17 protein-coding genes are annotated in these 16,515 nt (G+C 71.4%); 8 read left to right on the forward strand and 9 right to left on the reverse strand.

The features are described 5' to 3' along the window. The first annotated feature begins 12 nt into the window (after positions 1-12). The 4 genes from HPY23_RS09770 to HPY23_RS09785 all read left to right on the forward strand — a co-directional run bounded on the left by HPY23_RS09770 (position 13) and on the right by HPY23_RS09785 (position 4,672). On the forward strand, positions 13-1,686 hold the full coding sequence (locus HPY23_RS09770) for a DEAD/DEAH box helicase (RefSeq protein ID WP_060846831.1): 1,674 nt from the start codon (positions 13-15) through the stop codon (positions 1,684-1,686). Between the two features lie 60 nt (positions 1,687-1,746). Then, on the forward strand, positions 1,747-2,625 hold the full coding sequence (locus HPY23_RS09775) for an aldose 1-epimerase family protein (RefSeq protein WP_091881334.1): 879 nt from the start codon (positions 1,747-1,749) through the stop codon (positions 2,623-2,625). A gap of 82 nt (positions 2,626-2,707) precedes the next feature. Further along, complete coding sequence (locus tag HPY23_RS09780; protein WP_060846829.1) at positions 2,708-3,679, forward strand: tyrosine recombinase XerC; 972 nt, start codon at positions 2,708-2,710, stop codon at positions 3,677-3,679. A 156-nt stretch (positions 3,680-3,835) separates the two neighbouring features. Beyond that, positions 3,836-4,672, forward strand: a complete 837-nt coding sequence (locus HPY23_RS09785; protein ID WP_167543910.1) for a response regulator — start codon at positions 3,836-3,838, stop codon at positions 4,670-4,672. 25 nt (positions 4,673-4,697) lie between these two features. On the opposite strand, the gene HPY23_RS09790 is transcribed toward HPY23_RS09785, so the two are convergent. Both HPY23_RS09790 and HPY23_RS09795 read right to left on the reverse strand, forming a co-directional pair. Then, entirely contained in the window at positions 4,698-6,161 is a 1,464-nt protein-coding gene (locus tag HPY23_RS09790; RefSeq protein ID WP_091881332.1) for an MDR family MFS transporter, read from the reverse strand. A 170-nt stretch (positions 6,162-6,331) separates the two neighbouring features. After that, positions 6,332-6,793 (reverse strand): Lrp/AsnC family transcriptional regulator, encoded by a 462-nt coding sequence (locus HPY23_RS09795; RefSeq protein WP_060846826.1) that lies wholly within the window; start codon positions 6,791-6,793, stop codon positions 6,332-6,334. Positions 6,794-6,942: 149 nt separating this feature from the next. On the opposite strand from HPY23_RS09795, the gene HPY23_RS09800 reads away from it, so the two are divergent. Both HPY23_RS09800 and HPY23_RS09805 read left to right on the forward strand, forming a co-directional pair. Then, a complete protein-coding gene (locus HPY23_RS09800) occupies positions 6,943-7,194 on the forward strand; it encodes a DUF6356 family protein (RefSeq protein WP_091881329.1) in 252 nt (83 codons plus the stop codon). 120 nt (positions 7,195-7,314) lie between these two features. Further along, a complete protein-coding gene (locus HPY23_RS09805) occupies positions 7,315-8,316 on the forward strand; it encodes an ABC transporter substrate-binding protein (RefSeq protein ID WP_091881326.1) in 1,002 nt (333 codons plus the stop codon). Between the two features lie 114 nt (positions 8,317-8,430). Here the strand turns inward: HPY23_RS09805 and HPY23_RS09810 are convergent, their stop codons facing one another. The 3 genes from HPY23_RS09810 to HPY23_RS09815 form a co-directional block, all read right to left on the reverse strand. Then, on the reverse strand, positions 8,431-8,766 hold the full coding sequence (locus HPY23_RS09810) for a hypothetical protein (RefSeq protein WP_091881324.1): 336 nt from the start codon (positions 8,764-8,766) through the stop codon (positions 8,431-8,433). Further along, a complete protein-coding gene (locus tag HPY23_RS33535; protein WP_268926717.1) occupies positions 8,763-8,897 on the reverse strand; it encodes a hypothetical protein in 135 nt (44 codons plus the stop codon). The genes HPY23_RS09810 and HPY23_RS33535 overlap by 4 nt, the downstream gene beginning before the upstream one ends. Before the next feature lie 166 nt (positions 8,898-9,063). Then, entirely contained in the window at positions 9,064-9,378 is a 315-nt protein-coding gene (locus tag HPY23_RS09815; RefSeq protein ID WP_060846822.1) for a hypothetical protein, read from the reverse strand. Between the two features lie 347 nt (positions 9,379-9,725). Here HPY23_RS09815 and cysS point away from each other — a divergent pair, with 347 nt between their 5' ends. Beyond that, positions 9,726-11,105: a cysteine--tRNA ligase gene (gene cysS, locus HPY23_RS09820; RefSeq protein WP_091881321.1), complete on the forward strand. Its 1,380-nt coding sequence runs from the start codon at positions 9,726-9,728 to the stop codon at positions 11,103-11,105. A gap of 41 nt (positions 11,106-11,146) precedes the next feature. Here cysS and HPY23_RS09825 read toward each other — a convergent pair whose 3' ends face one another. The 4 genes from HPY23_RS09825 to HPY23_RS09840 form a co-directional block, all read right to left on the reverse strand. Next, positions 11,147-11,371 (reverse strand): DUF1737 domain-containing protein, encoded by a 225-nt coding sequence (locus HPY23_RS09825; RefSeq protein ID WP_091882066.1) that lies wholly within the window; start codon positions 11,369-11,371, stop codon positions 11,147-11,149. Positions 11,372-11,624: 253 nt separating this feature from the next. Beyond that, on the reverse strand, positions 11,625-12,011 hold the full coding sequence (locus tag HPY23_RS09830; RefSeq protein ID WP_060846819.1) for a hypothetical protein: 387 nt from the start codon (positions 12,009-12,011) through the stop codon (positions 11,625-11,627). Positions 12,012-12,101: 90 nt separating this feature from the next. Next, positions 12,102-13,655 (reverse strand): S8 family serine peptidase, encoded by a 1,554-nt coding sequence (locus HPY23_RS33825; protein ID WP_091881318.1) that lies wholly within the window; start codon positions 13,653-13,655, stop codon positions 12,102-12,104. 793 nt (positions 13,656-14,448) lie between these two features. Next, entirely contained in the window at positions 14,449-15,042 is a 594-nt protein-coding gene (locus HPY23_RS09840; protein WP_091881315.1) for an LOG family protein, read from the reverse strand. 226 nt (positions 15,043-15,268) lie between these two features. On the opposite strand from HPY23_RS09840, the gene HPY23_RS09845 reads away from it, so the two are divergent. Next, positions 15,269-16,515, forward strand: a 1,247-nt coding sequence (locus HPY23_RS09845) for a hypothetical protein (RefSeq protein ID WP_200649600.1), incomplete at its 3' end; no start/stop codon positions are given.

The following is a 16,515-nucleotide window of genomic DNA, read 5'->3' on the forward strand; positions in this document are numbered from 1 at the left end:
GATCGAATCCACGTGCCGTTTCCTGCTCTGCCCGCCCCCCTCGCCAAGGCCCTCGCCGACCGCGGCTACGAAGACCCGACGCCGGTCCAGGCCGCCGTCCTCGAGCCCGAGACCGAAGGCCGCGACCTCGTCGTCTCGGCCCAGACCGGCTCGGGCAAGACCGTCGCCTACGGCCTGGCGCTCGCCCGGACGCTTCTCGGCGACGCCGAGATGCTGCCCGCGCCCGGCGCGCCGCTCGCGCTCGTGATCGCGCCGACCCGCGAACTGGCGCTCCAGGTCCACCGCGAGCTGTCCTGGCTCTACGGCCCGGCCGGCGCCCGCGTCGTCTCCTGCGTCGGCGGCATGGACCCGCGGCGCGAGAGCCGCTGGCTCGCCGACGGCGTCCACATCGTGGTCGGCACCCCCGGTCGCCTGCGCGACCACCTCGAGCGCCGCAACCTCGACCCGTCGGCGCTGCGCGCCGCGGTGCTCGACGAGGCCGACGAGATGCTCGATCTCGGCTTCCGCGAGGACCTGGAATTCATCCTCGGCGCCACCCCGGCCGAGCGGCGCACGCTGCTGTTCTCCGCCACCCTGCCGAAGGCCATCGTGGCGCTGGCCGAGTCCTACCAGCGCGACGCGATGCGCATCGCGGTCGCCGGCGAGACCAAGGCGCATGCCGACATCGAGTACCGCGCCTTCCGCATCCTGCCGCGGGAGACCGAGCTCGTCGTCGTCAACACCCTGCGCCAGATCGAGGCGCGCACCTCGATCGTGTTCTGCAACACCCGCAACTCGGTGCGCCACCTCCAGGCGGTGCTGACCGAGCGCGGCTTCCAGGCCGTGGCGCTCTCGGGCGAGCTCGGCCAGGGCGAGCGCAACGCCGCGCTCCAGGCCCTGCGCGACGGCCGCGCCCGGGTCTGCGTCGCCACCGACGTCGCCGCCCGCGGCATCGACCTGCCGGGCCTCGGCCTCGTCATCCACGCCGAGCTGCCCAACGACGCCGAGGTGATGCAGCACCGCTCCGGCCGCACCGGCCGGGCCGGGCGCAAGGGCATCAGCGTGCTGCTCGTGCCGCCGTCCCGCCGCCGCCGGGCCGAGGAACTGATGGTGCGGGCCAACGTGGTCCCGGTCTGGTCCGGCCCGCCGCCGGCCGACGAGATCCGCGCCCTCGACCACGACCGCCTGCTCCAGGACCCGCTGGTCACCGACGAGGTCAGCGACGAGGATCGGGCGATGGCCCAGTCCCTGCTCGCGCAGCGCTCGGCCGAGGACATCGCCGCCGCCCTGGTGCGGGCCTACCGCGCCCGCATGCCCTCCCCGGAGGAGGTTACCGATCCGGGCTTCACGACCGGCCGCGGCCTGGCGCCCAAGCGCGAGACGACCCCGCGTGACGGGCCGCGGGCCCCCTTCGGCTCGAGCGTGTGGTTCCGCCTCAACGTCGGCCGGCGCGACAACGCCGACCCGCGCCGCCTGCTGCCGATGCTGTGCCGGCGCGGCGACGTGACACGCGAGGAGATCGGCGCGATCCGCATCTTCGACCGCGAGACCAAGTTCGAGGTCCGCGGCGGCGCCGCCGAGCGCTTCGCCCACGCCTTCCCGCGCACCGGACCGGCCGACCTCCAGGTCGAGGCCCTGGCCGGCGGGGAGGCCGACGTGCCGCCGCGCCCGCGCGCGCCCCGGCGCAACACCGCCCGGCGCGGCTGACGCCCATTCCCGGATCGGCCGTCAGCCGGTAACAGGGGCCTCGTCAGACACGAGGCCCCGATGACCGACACCGTCGAGATCCGCCACCGCGACACTGAAGCCCGCATCGCGCTCGGCGGCGCCGAGCCGGTCTCCTGGCGGGTCGCCGGCACCGAGTACCTCTGGGGGGGGGACCCGGCGCATTGGAACCGCCACGCCCCCTGGCTCTTCCCGGTCGTCGGCGCTTCCGCGGGCGGCGCCGTGACGGTCGCGGGCCGCGCCTACCCGATGGCCCAGCACGGTTTTGCCCGCGACAGCCGCTTCGCCGTGGTGGCGCAGGCCGAGGACCGCGTGACGCTGCGCCTGACCGACACGCCCGAGACCCGCGCCGCCTACCCGTTCGCCTTCCGCCTCGACATCACCGCCACGGTAAGCGACGGGGCGCTGGCCTTCGCCTGCGAGGTCCACAATCCGGGGTCGGAGCCGCTGCCCTACGGCCTCGGCTTCCACCCGGCCTTCCCGTGGCCCTTCGCGGGCGGCGAGCGGTCGGCCGCGGGCGGCTACGCGGTGCGCTTCGACGAGCCCGAGCGGCCGGCGGTACCGGAGGTCGGCCCCGGCGGCCTCCTGGTGCGCACCGAGCGGGCGCTGCCGCTCGACGGCGACACCCTGCCCCTCGACCCCGAGCTCTTCACCGAGGCGCTGGTGTTCCTGAACGCCCGCAGCCGGGCGATGCGCTTCACCGCCCCGTCGGGCGCGACAATCGCCCTCGAGGCCGAGGATTTTCCCCACCTCGCGGTCTGGACGAAGCCGACGGCGCCGTTCCTGTCGCTCGAATGCTGGACCGGCCACGCCGACTGGATGGGGTTTTCCGGCGAGCTCGCGGCGCGCGACTCGCAGCGCCTGCTGGCGCCCGGCGCCCACGCCCGGCACGGCGTGACCCTGCGCTTCGCTCCGGCCTGACCGCTCCGCTCCCGTCAACCCGCCGTCAACCGGGATCGGGCCTACTCGGCGGCCCGATCCCGCGACCGGAGCCCGGACCGCCATGCCAGCACCCACCTCCGAGCCCGCCGACCTGCTCCTGCCCGGCGCACCCGACGTGCGGGCCGCGGCGATGACCTGGCTCGACGGGCTCGCTTCGGAGCGGCGCCTGTCGCCCAATACCGTCGAGGCCTACCGGCGCGACCTCCGCCAGTTCCTCGCCCACCTCGCCCGCCAGGGCGCCAATCCCGACATCCCGGCCCTGATCGGCTTGAAGCCCCGGGACGTGCGCGCCTTCATGGCGGCGCGGCGTCAGGAGGGGGTCGGCGGCCGCAGCCTGATGCGGGCCCTCGCGGGCCTGCGCTCCTTTGCCCGCCACCTCGACCGGGAGGGGCACGGCAGCGTCGCGGCTTTGGCCGCCGTGCGCTCGCCCAAGGTCGAGCGGCGCCTGCCCCGTCCGCTGCCCGTCGCCGCCGCGATCGCGATGGCGAGCCCCGACATCCGCGCCGGCGACGAGCGCCCGGCCTGGGTGCTGGCCCGGGACGCCGCGGTGCTGGCGCTCCTCTACGGCTCGGGCCTGCGCATCTCGGAGGCGCTGGGCCTGGCGCGCCGCGACGCCCCGGTGGCGGGCACGGATGCCGTGACGGTGGTCGGCAAGGGCCAGAAGACCCGGAGCGTGCCGGTGATCGCCCAGGTCCAGGCCGCGGTGGAGGAGTACCTGCGCCTGTGCCCCTATGCCCTGCCGGGGGAGGGCCCGCTCTTCGTCGGCGCCAAGGGCGGTCCGCTCTCGCCGCGCATCGTGCAGCTCGCCGTCGCCTCGATGCGGGGCGCCCTCGGCCTGCCCGACACCGCGACCCCGCACGCGCTGCGCCACTCCTTCGCCTCGCACCTGCTCGCCCGCCAGGGCGACCTGCGGGCGATCCAGGAGCTGCTCGGCCACGCCTCCCTGGCGACGACGCAGGTCTATACCAAGGTCGATGCCGCGCGCCTGCTCGAAGCCTTCGACGCCGCCCACCCCCGGGCCCGCGCCTCGTGAGGCCACGTCACGGGGCGCGGGATGCCCGCCGTCTCGTAATCTGGCGCTAAGCTTTGAGCCTTACGAGTATAACCTCCGGGTAGCCGGGGCCCCGGTGCAACCCTCGGCCCGGGCGATCCCGACGGTCGTCATCCACGCGGACGAAGCACGATGCCGGTGAGCCACAGTGATGCCCGCGCCAGCGGACCGGCCTCGGCCCTCGTCGCCGACCGCGACCCCGCTTTGCGCGGCAGGCTGGCGGAGCTGATCCGGGCGCACGATCCCTCGCTGGTCATCATCGAGGCGGAGACGAGCCGAGACACCTGCGAACTCTGCCTGCTCCACCGCCCGGTTCTCGCCTTCGTCGGCCTGCAATTCGAGGATGCGACCGGCCCGGAGGCCGTCGCCCGGTTCAAGGCGCAGGGCTACGTCGTGCCCTGCCTGATCCTGGTGGCCTCGCAGATCTTCCCGCGCTGGACCGAGGTCGCCCAGCACCTCGACGCGCACGAGTTCCTGCGCCTGCCCCTCGACGAGGGGCACGTCGCCGGCCTGCTCCAGGCCCATGCCCGGCGCCGTCAGCCGACCCGGCTGCTGCTCGTCGACAGCGCTCCGCAGAGCCGGGCCCTGGTGCGGCGCATCCTGGCGACCTCCGGGTTCCGCCTCGCGGTCGACGAGATCGAGAGTGCCCCGCACGCCCTGAAGCTCGCCCGGCAGGCGGCCTGCGACGTCGCGCTGATCGACCTCGGCCTGCGCGGCGGCGGCGGCGGGCTCGAGCTCGCCTGCCAGATCCGCGAGGTGGCGCCCGAGACGCCGCTGGTGCTGATGACCGGGGGCGACGCCGCCACCATGGCGCATGCCTCGCGCCATTTCGGCATCGACTACGTGCTGAGGAAGCCGTTCTTCGCCCGCGACGTCGACCGGGTGCTCTACCACGTGCTCGACCTGCGCCGGCCCTACCTGCTCAACGCCATCACCGAAGCCTTGCCGGCACAGGCCTCCTCCCGCACGGCCTGAACCGTCGGGCCGACGGCCTCGCCCGTCACTCCGCCGGCACCTCGCGGGTGCGGCCGAGGGCGACGTGGGGCACCAGGAGGGCGGTGGCGAAGGCGAGCGCCGAGATCAGCAGCACCGCCCAGAAGGTCTGGTGCAGGGCGTGCTGCAGCACCAGCCGGACGCTCTCGGCATCGCCCGGCAGGCCGCCCGCCGCCAGCGCCTGCTGCAGGCTGTCGGCGGTGACCGTGCTGCCCGCCGCCGACAGGCCGTGGTTGAGCACCGCGCCGAACACCGTGGCGCCGAGCGTGCTGCCGAGGTTGCGCGAGAAGATGTTCGAGGCGGTGGCGCTGCCGCGCTGGGTCCAGGGCACGATCTCCTGGATCAGCATCAGGGCGGCGTTGCTGAGGAGCCCCATGCCGAAGCCCATCACCAGCGAGCCGAGGCCGGCCCGCACCGGCGAGCTGCCGGGCTCGAGGGTGACGAAGGCGACGGCGCCGAGGGGCAGCAGCAGGCTGCCGCAGACCAGGATGCGGCGAAGGCCGAAGCGGTGCAGGTTGCGCGCCGCCAGCGTCGCGCCCATCGGCCAGCCGAGCACCATCACGGTGAGCGCCATGCCGGCGACGATCGGGGTCTGGCCGAGCACGCCCTGGACGTACATCGGTAGGAAGGTGGTGAGCCCGATCAGGGCCATGCCGGCGAGCAGCGAGGCGGCGTTGGCCGCCGCGATCGGCCGGCGCCGCCAGAGCGAGGCGTCGATGACCGGCTCCGGCGCCCGGCGCTCCTGGACGGCGAGCAGCACCGCCGCCACGAGGCCGACCCCCGCGGCCAGGCCGACGACCGGCCAGCGGCCCTCGCCGGCCTCGGTCAGCCCGACCATCAGGGCCGCAACCGTGAGCGTGAACAGCGCGGCACCCGCCGCGTCGACCGGCCGGCGCTCGCGCCGCTCGCCCTCGTGCAGGAAGGCCAGGAACAGGCCGCTCGCCACCACGCCGACCGGCAGGTTGATCCAGAAGATCCACGACCACGAGGCGTGCGCGACGATGAAGCCGCCGGCCAGCGGCCCGACCACCGCCGAGATCGCCCAGACGCTGGCGAGGAAGCCCTGGATCCGCCCGCGCTCCTGGGCCGTGTAGAGGTCGCCCACGATGGTGAGCGAGACCGGCTGGATCGCGCCCGCGCCGATGCCCTGGATCAACCGGAAGGCGATCATCGCCGGCATCGACCAGGCGAGGCCGCACAGGAAGGACGCCGCGAGGAAGACCGCGATGCCGATGAGCAGCACCGGCTTCCTGCCGTGGATGTCGGCGAGCTTGCCGAACACGATGGTGGCGGCGGTCTGGGTCAGGAGAAAGCCGGAGAAGACCCAGGCGTAGATCGACAGCCCGCCGAGCTCGCCGACGATGCCCGGCATCGCCGTCGAGACGATCGTGGCCTCGATCGCCACCATCGCCATCGCGGCCATCACGGCGGCGATCACGAGGGGACGGCGCGTCGTCCGGGGGGTCGTCATGGGGCTCTTCTCGACGGGGCGGCTTTGGGCGTGGCGTCGCCGGCAGGGGAGGGGGCCTCGCGGGAGGAACCGCCCCGGCGACGTCTCGCGTCGCAGCTAAACCGATCGGCCCGGAAAGCAACCGGCGCCGCGCGCAGGCCAGACCCGCGCAGTGCCGGCCCGGCCTCGCCTCACTCGGCGTAAGTCACCGGCAGTGCCGTCGTGTACTTGATCCGCTCCATCGCGAAGGCGGAACTGACGTCGTACAGGTCGACCGACTGGATCAACCGCTTGTAGACCCGGTCGTAGGCCGCGATGTCGGGCACGACGATGCGCAGGAGGTAATCGGTCTCGCCGCTCATGCGGTAGAACTCGACCACCTCCGGGATGCTCATCACGGCGGCGCAGAAGCGCTCGGCCCAGTCGGCGGTGTGGCGGTTGGTGCGCACCGAGACGAACACCGTGACGCCGACCCGCATCCGGTCGGGGTCGAGGAGCGCCACCCGGCGCTGGATCACCCCTTGCGCCTCAAGCTTCTGGATCCGCCGCCAGCACGGCGAGGCGGAGAGGCCGACCCGGGCAGCGATCGCCTCGAGCGAATCGGCCGCGTTCTCCTGGAGGCACAACAGGATTTTTCGGTCGAACTCGTCCACGCGAAAATTTTCCAGTCTTTCGCGCTCACGCGCAACCTGTTTGCGCCAGCCTACGAAGAAGGGGCAAAATTCGCAATCCGGCTTCGCGGCCCCCGTGCGATCCTCAAGCTGCCTTTCGAAACACCGAACCGAGCCCAACGAGGAGCCCGATGTCGAAGCTGTCCTTCTCCGAGCACCCCGCCGCCGTGGGCGAGACCTATCTCGAGCATATGGGCGTCGCGACCGGTTTCGGCTTCAGCATGATCGTCGGCGGCCTCGCCTGCCTGGTGCACGGGATCCTGCCCTTCGCCTTCACCAGCACCGGTTCGCGCACCATCGTGCGGCTGCACGACCGCATGGTGGCGAACCGCACCCGCGCCGCCCAGCACCGGTCCGACGCCGCCTCGGCGATCTCGGCCTGAGGCCGCCGTCACGGCTTGACGTTTCCGGGGTATTTCCAGACCCTGGCTCCCTGAACGGTTCCGGCGGGCGCCCGACTTGCGGCGCCCGGACACGGGCCGAGAACCAGGGAGCATTCGCCCATGCCGTTCCTCAGGCGCGCCGTCGGCGCGCTGGCCGTCGCGCTCGGCCTCGCCGCCCCCGCCGCGAAGGCCGAGACCGGAGAGGTCCGCTTCACCCGCCAGCCCGGCCTGATCTACATGCCGATGGTGCTGGCCGAGCAGCAGCGCCTGGTCGAGAAGCACGTCGCGGCCGCCGGCCTCGGCGACGTGAAGGTGAGCTGGGTCACGCTGACGAGCGGCGGCGCCTCCGTCGACGCGCTGATTTCCGGCAACGTCGATTTCGTCACCAGCGGCGCCACCAACCTGCTGCTCGCCTGGGACCGCACCCGCGGCGAGGTGAAGGGGCTCGCCGCCTCGGCCGGCGCGCCGATGCTGCTCGTCACCCGCAACCCGGCGGTGAAGACGCTGGCCGACTTCTCGGCCAAGGACCGGATCGCGGTGCCGACCGTGAAGGTCTCGGCCCAGGCCGTGATGCTGCAGATCGCCGCCGAGCGCCAGTTCGGCGAGGCCGGCCGCAACAAGCTCGACGCGATCACGATCCAGCTCGGCCATCCCGACGCGGTCGGCGCGCTACTGGGCGGCACCAGCGAGGTCAACAGCCACTTCTCGCTGCCGCCCTACCAGCAGATCGAGCTGAAGGACCCGAAGATCCACGTCGTGCTCAACTCCTACGACGTGGTCGGGGGCCCCTTGAGCAACGCCATCGTGTTCGGTCGCGGCAAGTTCATGGAGCAGAACCCGAAGACCACCGCCGCGGTGCTCGCCGCGATCGACGAGGCCAACGCGCTGATCCGCGACGATCCGAAGAAGGCGGCCACGCTCTACCTTGCCGCCACCAAGGAGAAGTTCGAGCCCGACGAGCTCGTCGCGATGATGAAGCAGCCCGGCGTCGTCTTCTCGACCACGCCCTACGGCACGATGCTGCAGGCCGATCACCTCTCGAAGGCCGGGGTGCTGAAGAACCGGCCGAAGGAGTGGAAGGAGTTCTTCTACAAGGCGGTGCACGGCCAGCCGGGTACCTGAGAGAGGGGCGGCGCCCGATCGCGGTTGCGACCGGGCGCTGCACCGGATCCTGGGTTCGGCCGCGCCCCTTTCCGACGAACCGGCTCCCGTATCGTCGAAAACATGCTCGGGCCGTCAGCGCGGCAGGATGTCGAGCCCGCCGCGGCCGAGGGTCGTCGCGCCGAGGTCGCATTCGGCCACGCTGTTGACCGGATACGCGACGGCACCGGAGGCCGAGGCGCCGCCGGTGCCGTAGCCGTAGGCGGTGCGGTCCCAGCCGCTCGCGGCCCGCACCGGGCGGGCGCCCGGGCGCGGGTAGGGGCCGACGACGTCGTGGTCGAACGGGGTCCAGAGCCGGCAATCGTAGCCGGGGAGGCCCGGGACGAGCGGGCCGACGGGGGCGCGGTTCCGTGGAGCGGCGAGCGCCAGGCTCGGCAGCAGGGCCGCGACGATGACGATGCTTCGGATCATGCCCCGGTTCCTCCGCCGTCCCGGCCGTCGGTCTTCGAGGCCCGAGATAGGCCGATCCGGGTGGCGTGCCAGCGGATCGTGGTGGTGCCGGACGACGCGCGCATGTCCGGCCCGACGATGCTCGCGGTCACCACGTCGTTCCGGGGCCGCGGATGCCGCAGGATCGTCGGATCGGTGTTCCGGTTCGCGGCCCGAGAATGAGCCGCAGTGCGTCCGCCAATGCGGGCGACGAGATGCCGGCGCGTCCCGATGCCGGCTTTCCGTCCCCTGCCTGGGCCCGCCTCTCCGGAAAAAAAATCAGTCGCGGCAGGTGATCCGGATCGGGCGGTCGGAGGGCTTCACCGCGGGGGCGGCCTCGATCGCGCCGGTATAGTCGTCCTGGGCGGCGATGCCGTAGGAGGCCGACTTGGCGTAGCCCTGCGACTCGCACCAGGCATCCGCCACCACCTGGCCGCACTCGCCGCCGGTGGTCAGGCACTCGGCGACGCCGTAGCCGTCGCTCGAGGGGATCAGGAAGGTCTTCTCCACGCCGGGCGTCTGCGATGCGGCGTGCGCCGGGAGGGCGGCGGCCAGGACACCGAGGGCGCTGAGGACGGCGAGGGTGCGACGCATGGGGCAAACCTTCTGAACGGAGCCGTCGGCATCCGGCTCCGGCCCGACACTGGGCGGGGGTGGTAAACAATCTCTCTACGCATCGTGCGAGCGGGACGATTACGCAGGGTCCGGACGGGGCTTGGCCCCGGCGGCGTCTGCCTTCTCGAATTGCTCACGGAATTGGGCTAACCCGGATCGGCGCTCCCGGGCGTCTCACCCGTGCAACAGGCGGCCGCCGCGGTCGCCGGGGCGCGGCGGTCCCGGGGGTGGTCCGGCCGGGCCCGAAGCCCGGCCCGGCAACGACTTAGAACCTTGGCCGGCGCGTCCCGCGGCGCCCCGGCCCGCTCTCCTCCCGCAGGTGTTTCATGGCCTCGCTGTTGCGCCTCTACAACACGCTCTCCCGGGCCAAGGAGCCGCTCCGGCCGATCGATTCGGGCCGGGTGCGGATGTATGCCTGCGGCCCGACCGTCTACGACGCGGCCCATATCGGCAACGCCCGGCCGCTGATCGTCTTCGACCTGCTCTTCCGGCTGCTGCGCCACCTCTACGGGGCCGACGCGGTGACCTACGCCCGCAACGTCACGGACGTGGACGACAAGATCAACGCCCGGGCGGCGGAGCGCGGCATCACCATCCGCGAGCTGACCGACGGGACGCTGGCGCAGTTCCACGACGACATCCGCCGCCTCGGCATCCTGCTGCCCGACGACGTGAACGTGCCGGGCCGTCCGCCCGCGATGATCGAGCCGCGGGCGACCGACCACATCGTCGAGATGACGGCGCTGATCGACCGGCTGGTGGCCGCCGGCCACGCCTACGTGGCCGAGGACCACGTGCTGTTCGACGTGCCCTCGATGCCCGATTACGGCGCCCTGTCGCGCCGTCCCCTCGACGAGATGGAGGCCGGCGCCCGGGTCGACGTGGCGCCCTACAAGCGCTCGCCCCTCGACTTCGTGCTGTGGAAGCCCTCGAAGCCCGGCGAGCCGTCCTGGCCCTCGCCCGGCGGGATCGGCGTCGCGGGCCGCCCGGGCTGGCACATCGAGTGCTCGGCGATGGCCTGGAAGCATCTCGGCGAGACCTTCGACATCCATGCCGGCGGCATCGACCTGGTGTTCCCCCACCACGAGAACGAGGTGGCGCAGACCCGCTGCTGCTTCGGCACGCCGGTGATGGCCAACCTCTGGCTCCACAACGGCTTCCTGCAGGTCGAGGGGGAGAAGATGTCGAAGTCGCTCGGCAACTTCGTGACCCTGCGCGAGGTGCTGGCGGACTGGCCCGGCGAGGTCGTGCGCCTCGCCATGCTGCGCACCCATTACCGGCAGCCGATCGACTGGACCCTGCGCGGCCTCGAAGAAGCGAGCCGCACCCTCGACCGCTGGTACGAGGCCGCCGGCGACGCTGAGCCCGGGCCCGCCCCCGACAGCGTGCTCGAGCCGCTGCTCGACGACCTCAACACCCCGGCCGCACTCGGCGAGGTCCACCGCCTCGCCGACCCGGCCTCGCTCAAGGCCGGCGCCGGCCTGCTCGGGCTCCTCGGGCAGACCAAGTCCGCCCGCGCCCAGGCGGCGGTGGCGGCCTCCGGCGTCGACGCGGCCGAGGTGGAACGGCTCATCGCCGAGCGCAAGGACGCCCGAACCCGCAAGGACTGGGCGGAATCCGACCGGATCCGCGGGGCGCTGACGGCGCTCGGCGTCACGGTGAAGGACAACAAGGACGGGACGACGAGCTGGACGGTGAACCCGTAGACCGAGACCGGCTCGGCCGGCCTCCGGCCGGCCCTTGCCCATCAGGCGTGCGGGGTGGCGTCTCCCGGTGCATCGGCTGCGACCGCCGACGGCCAGACCACCGCCTGCGCCACGATCACGTCCGTGCCGTTGAAGGTGCAGGCGGGCGAGCCGTGGAGCCGGTAGCCGAGCGCCAGCGCCTCCGAGATCCGGCGGCAGAAGTTGGCGTCGTCCTTACCCGTGACCAGGCGGTAGGGCAGCATGTCGTTGGGGGGCTTCGAGTCCAAGGTTTGCTCCTCGTGAACCGCGATCCGGCGGAACATTTCTCGCCCTATCGCGGCTCGTCCGGCAACGCCATCATCAGGCTCCCCCGGTCCGCCCGGTCGATCGCCCGCCCAATGCAGCAGATCCGACGCCGCGGGTGTAGCGATCCGGCGCAGAAAAGCGGGAGGGCGATGCCCGGTCTCGTTCGATCCGGCCTTCCGATCTCGAGGAGCGGATGGCCGAGCCCTGCGCCGAAAGGCTGTGCGGCCTCCCGCGCTAACGGCGCACGTTCGGCCAGATGGCCAGCACGGTCGGGAGCGCGGCGATTCGACTTAGCTCGTTCCCCGTCGCATCCAGGATGAACGACCGGGACGAGGCCAGGAACTTGCCCGGCTGCCTGCCGAGCGCGTCGGTCAGGGCCCGGCGGATCTCCGCAACCTTCGCCTCCATGGTTGAACTTGAGGTGGCGGATGGCAGAATGCTGAAACGGGCCTGCTGCGTGCCGATGCGGTTGCCGCCCGAAACCGCAATCTGAGGTACAGGCAAATCGACTTCGACGATGACTGTCGTCGGTTCTACGTCGGAATGCAGGACGTGGTCGCGCAACTCGTCCGAGCGGATCTTGCCAAGACTGATCGGCGTTGCCCCGGATTTCATCTGCATGTGCGATCTCCGTCGAGAACAAATTCGCGCGTCACACGGTTTTGCTCCCGTTCGATGAACAAACCTTGAATCACGGTCCGGTTCCGCCCGTCAATAGCCAAGGTCTTTCGCAAATCCGATCGCCCGCAAGACATCGAGCCGGCCGAATCCGAACCGATGATCCTGTCCCGCCTCGCCGAGTTCTTCGGCTGAACCTGTCAGAAGGTCCTGGATGACGAAGGCGCGCTCGTGTGGTTTAACGACGTCCTTGATATCGGTCGCGCTCAGGAGAAGTGCAACGGCGCCCGCGACGTGCGGGGCCGCCATCGACGTGCCGTTGAGATGGCGCCAGTCTCCGTTGGGGGCGGCCGACAGGACGGCGACGCCGGGCGCCGAGATATCGGGCTTCGAATAGACGAGCGGCAGGCTGCCCCCCGGGAAGAACGGAGACTTGCGGATGACCTGGGTGCGTCCGCCGCTGAAGCCGGCGGCCCAGCTCCGGTAGTCGGTCGCGCCGACCGCGAAGGCGAACAGGTCGTTTCCGGGCGAGCCGCTGGTCTGGCTGCCCTCGTTGCCGATGGCAGTGACCACCGGAATGCCGACCCGCAGCGCATTCAGGATCGCGCTCGTGTACGTGCTCGGTACGTCGGGCCCCCAGATCAGGCCGCCGAGCGACATGTTGATCACGTCGACGCCCTGCTCGATCGCCCAGTCGATTCCGGCCAGCACCTGGGCGTCCGTCCCGCCCTTCGCGCCGCTGATGACGAGGGCCGCGGCGATCTCGGCTTCCGGCGCCACGCCGATCCACCGGCCGCCGGCATTGCCGCCGACGATCGTGCCGGCGCAGTGCGTTCCATGGCCGTCGGGGTCGTGGGGGGTCGTCGATTTGAGGACCCGCTCGCCCTTCGCGTCGAACTCGGCCCAGGCGGCGATCTTGCCGACCAGATCCGGATGGGTGGCATCGACGCCCGTATCCAGGAGGCCGACCTTGATGCCCCGGCCGCGGCACCCGAACGCCCCCCAGACCGCGAGGGCGCCGATCATGCGGATGCCCCAGGCACTGACCTTGTTGTCCTCCACCGATTGCGGCAACTGCTTGGGCGTCACCATCGGCGGTACGAGCAGCTTGCGGTTGAGGTACACGCCTTCGATGCCGTCGGCGGCGTCGGTGTCGATCAGCTTCGGCAGTTCCTTGTCCTTCATGCGGACCAGGAAGCTGCCGGACGTCCAGAATGCCCTGGGCTGCGGATCCGCCGGCCTGCGCCGACGGCCGGCCTCGGTGGCCAGGCTGTCCTGAATGACCGCAGACTGCATCAGCGGACGCATGGCGTTGAGGGTGTGTTCCCGCATGCTGCGCAAGGCTTGCGGGCGCTCGGTGCGGCGGGCCACCTGCGCCGCGAGGCTCTGGTCCTCCAGTTGAGAGCGCTTCAGCACGGCAAGAGCCCGCCGCCCTTTCGGGATGTCCCGTTTCGACGCCTCCTCCAGCAACTCCCGGCGGATCGGCAGCACATCCCGGGGCGAGGTCGACAGGCTGCGCCGTTGGAGCGCCCGCGCGACCGTGGTCACGAGTTGCTGGTCATGGCTGTCGGGCAGGCCCGCCTTGATGATGACCTCGTGGACGTCCTCGTCACTGCTGCGTCGGATGAGTTCGATTTGCTCCCTCACGTAGGCGCGACGATCGGAATCTCTTATCAATAATTTTCTCCCTCTCACAAACGGCACATAATCGCCAATTTCGCCGACTTTTTATGATTGTATTTTCGGGAGACGTCGAGTCAATAATCAAACAACACGGAAAACTGTTTTCCGTATGGACGGATCGTCAGCCTAACTTCTGAGCGATCATTAAAAGCGTATTTATATATAACAAATTTCAAGATATATATTTCATCGAACAGCCGTTATCGAAAGTCGATCGATCTATTTTGACTAGAGCCTGCGACCGCACACGGCATGACCGTCGATACCGATACGATAATCCACGGTTGGAGTAGCCTCGGCGGATGGATGTCCCATTCATCCCCGGCGGTCGATCCGCCACCGTCGGTCGCCGCCGAAAGCCCCGGGGAGGCGACCCCCGGGCTCCCGCTCGGGAAGGAGTTCCGTGCCGGTATCCGGCGCGCAGCGTGCAGGACGTCGAACGCCGGGCCATCGGCGGGCCGCAGCTCCGGCCGCGACAGCAGCCGGGATCTCGTCTCAAAGCCTGTTTGACTTGCGACGACACGATCGCGAGGGGATTTTCCATCCTACCCTCCACCTCATCCTGAGGTGCTGGCGATCACAGATCGCGGGCGGTCGAAGATCGCTGAGCCTCGAAGGAGGGATCCGGTGATTTCGGAGGATTCCGGAGCCCTCCTTCGAGGTCTGTCGATCGAAGATCGCGTGCGATCTCCGATCGCCAACACTTCAGGATGAGGTTGCTGGTGGAATAGATTATATCGATCGGTCGAACAGTCTCTCAGAACTTCTCCTCGATCAGCGCCTCGGCTTCCGGACGCGGCTCGGCCCGGCCGACCGCGGCGGTCAGCATCGGCACCACCTGCTCGGGCGCCTCGGCGACGAGGTAGCTGAGGTCGAGGCCCTCGCGGATGAAGCCGGTGCGGCGCATGTGGTCGAGGAGGCCGAGGAAGGGGGCCCAGAAATCGGCCACCGAGAGCAGCAGGATCGGCTTGGCGTGCTGGCCGAGCTGCGACCAGGTCATCTGCTCGACCAGCTCCTCCAGGGTGCCGATGCCGCCCGGCATCGCCACGAAGGCGTCCGAGCGGTCGAACATCAGCTTCTTGCGGGTGTGCATGTCGGGGACGACGATCGTCTCCTGCACGTCGTCGAGCATGCGCTCGCGCGACTTGAGGAAGTCCGGGATGATGCCGGTGACGTGGCCGCCATGGTCGAGCACGGCGCGGGCCACCGTGCCCATCAGCCCGACATTGCCGCCGCCATAGACCAGCGCGATGCCGGCCTCCGCCAGGTGGCGCCCCAGCGCCCGCGCCGCCGCCTCGAAGACCGGATCGGCGCCGAATCCCGAGCCGCAATACACGCAAACCGTCCGCATCGAGTCTCCGCACCGTTCGCGGCCGCTCTCCGGCCGTCCCTACGCCGCCGCGTCCCACGCAAGTTTCCGGCCGGGCCGGCCCGCCGCGTGGTCTCGCCCGGTCACTGATGTTACTATGGGGTCGATGGCGCCGGCGTGTCGACCGGACGGCGAAAGGTCGCGCCGGGGCTTCGGTGCCCCGGAGCGCCCATCGGCGGAGAGGCTGCGTGACCGGGAGTAGCGTACGATGACCAGCGGGAGGCCGACGACCGAGTTGCGCCGCGGCCTCGTCCTCGGGGCCGTCGGCCTCGTGGCGGGGTTCGTGCTGATCGGCGTCGCGGCGAGCGGCACGCGCCTGTTCTCGCTGCTCTCGCCCGATGCGCCGCCCCCGGCCTCGACGCCCGCGCCGGTCGCGGCGCTGCCGGCACCCGCCGTGCCCGCATCACCCGCTCCCGCAGCGCCGGAGGGCACCCCGGCCTTCGACGTCCTCCGGGTCGAGCCCGACGGGTCGAACGTCGTCGCCGGACGGACCCGGCCCGGGGCCGAGGTCGCGCTGATGCGCGACGGCCGGCCCTTCGCCAGCGCCACGGCCGACGCCGCCGGCAACTTCGCCCTGGTGCCGCCGGCCCTGCCGCCCGGAACCAGCGAGATCACGCTCCAGAGCACCGCGCCGGACGGCACGCGGCTGACCGGCCGCGACAGCGCGGTGGTGGTGGTGGCGCCCGACCGGCGCGCCAAGCCCTTGGTCGCCGTGACGGCACCCGATCGGCCGACCGCAGTCCTGTCGCTGCCCGAGGCTGCGCCCGGCCCGTCCGGGGCCAAGGGCGCCCAGGAGACCAAGAGCGCCCAGAAGACCAACAGCGCCCAGGAGACCAAGGTCGACGAAGAGACCAATGTCGCTCGAGAGGCCAAATCATCGGCCAATCCCTCGCCCGAGGCGAAGGCCTCCCCGAAGGTCGAGGCCAAGAGCGGCGGCCCGATCGGCAAGGGCGCGCCCGAGCGTCCGGGCAAGGAGGAGGCCCGGCCCGAGTCGGTGAAGGTCGTCGGCGTCGATGCCGAGGCGGGCGGCCGGCTCTACGTCACCGCGCGGGGCGCCCCGAAGGCGGCCCTGCGGCTCTACCTCAACGACACGCTGGTGGCTCCCGGCCAGGCCGGGCCGGACGGCCGCATCGCCTTCACGATCGGCAGCGGGGTCAAGCCCGGCGACTACCGGGTGCGGGTCGACCAGGTCGATCCCGCCTCCGGCAAGGTCGAGACCCGGGCCGAGACCGCCTTCGCGATGCCCCTGGCCCTGGGCGAGCCGGCGCAAGCCGCCCCGATCAAACCCGCTCCGGTCAAGCCTGCTCCGGTGCAAGCCGGTCCGGCTCCGGCCGGTCCCGCCCGGTCCGATGCCGCACATCTCGCGCCGTCGCCGCCGCCCGTTCCGGCCCCGCCGGCCGGTCGTCCGGCATCAACCGAGGCGCCCGTGGTCGCGGCGGCGCCACCCGCGCCACC

It is taken from the genome of Methylobacterium ajmalii (assembly GCF_016613415.1).
GTDB classification, from domain to species: domain Bacteria; phylum Pseudomonadota; class Alphaproteobacteria; order Rhizobiales; family Beijerinckiaceae; genus Methylobacterium; species Methylobacterium ajmalii.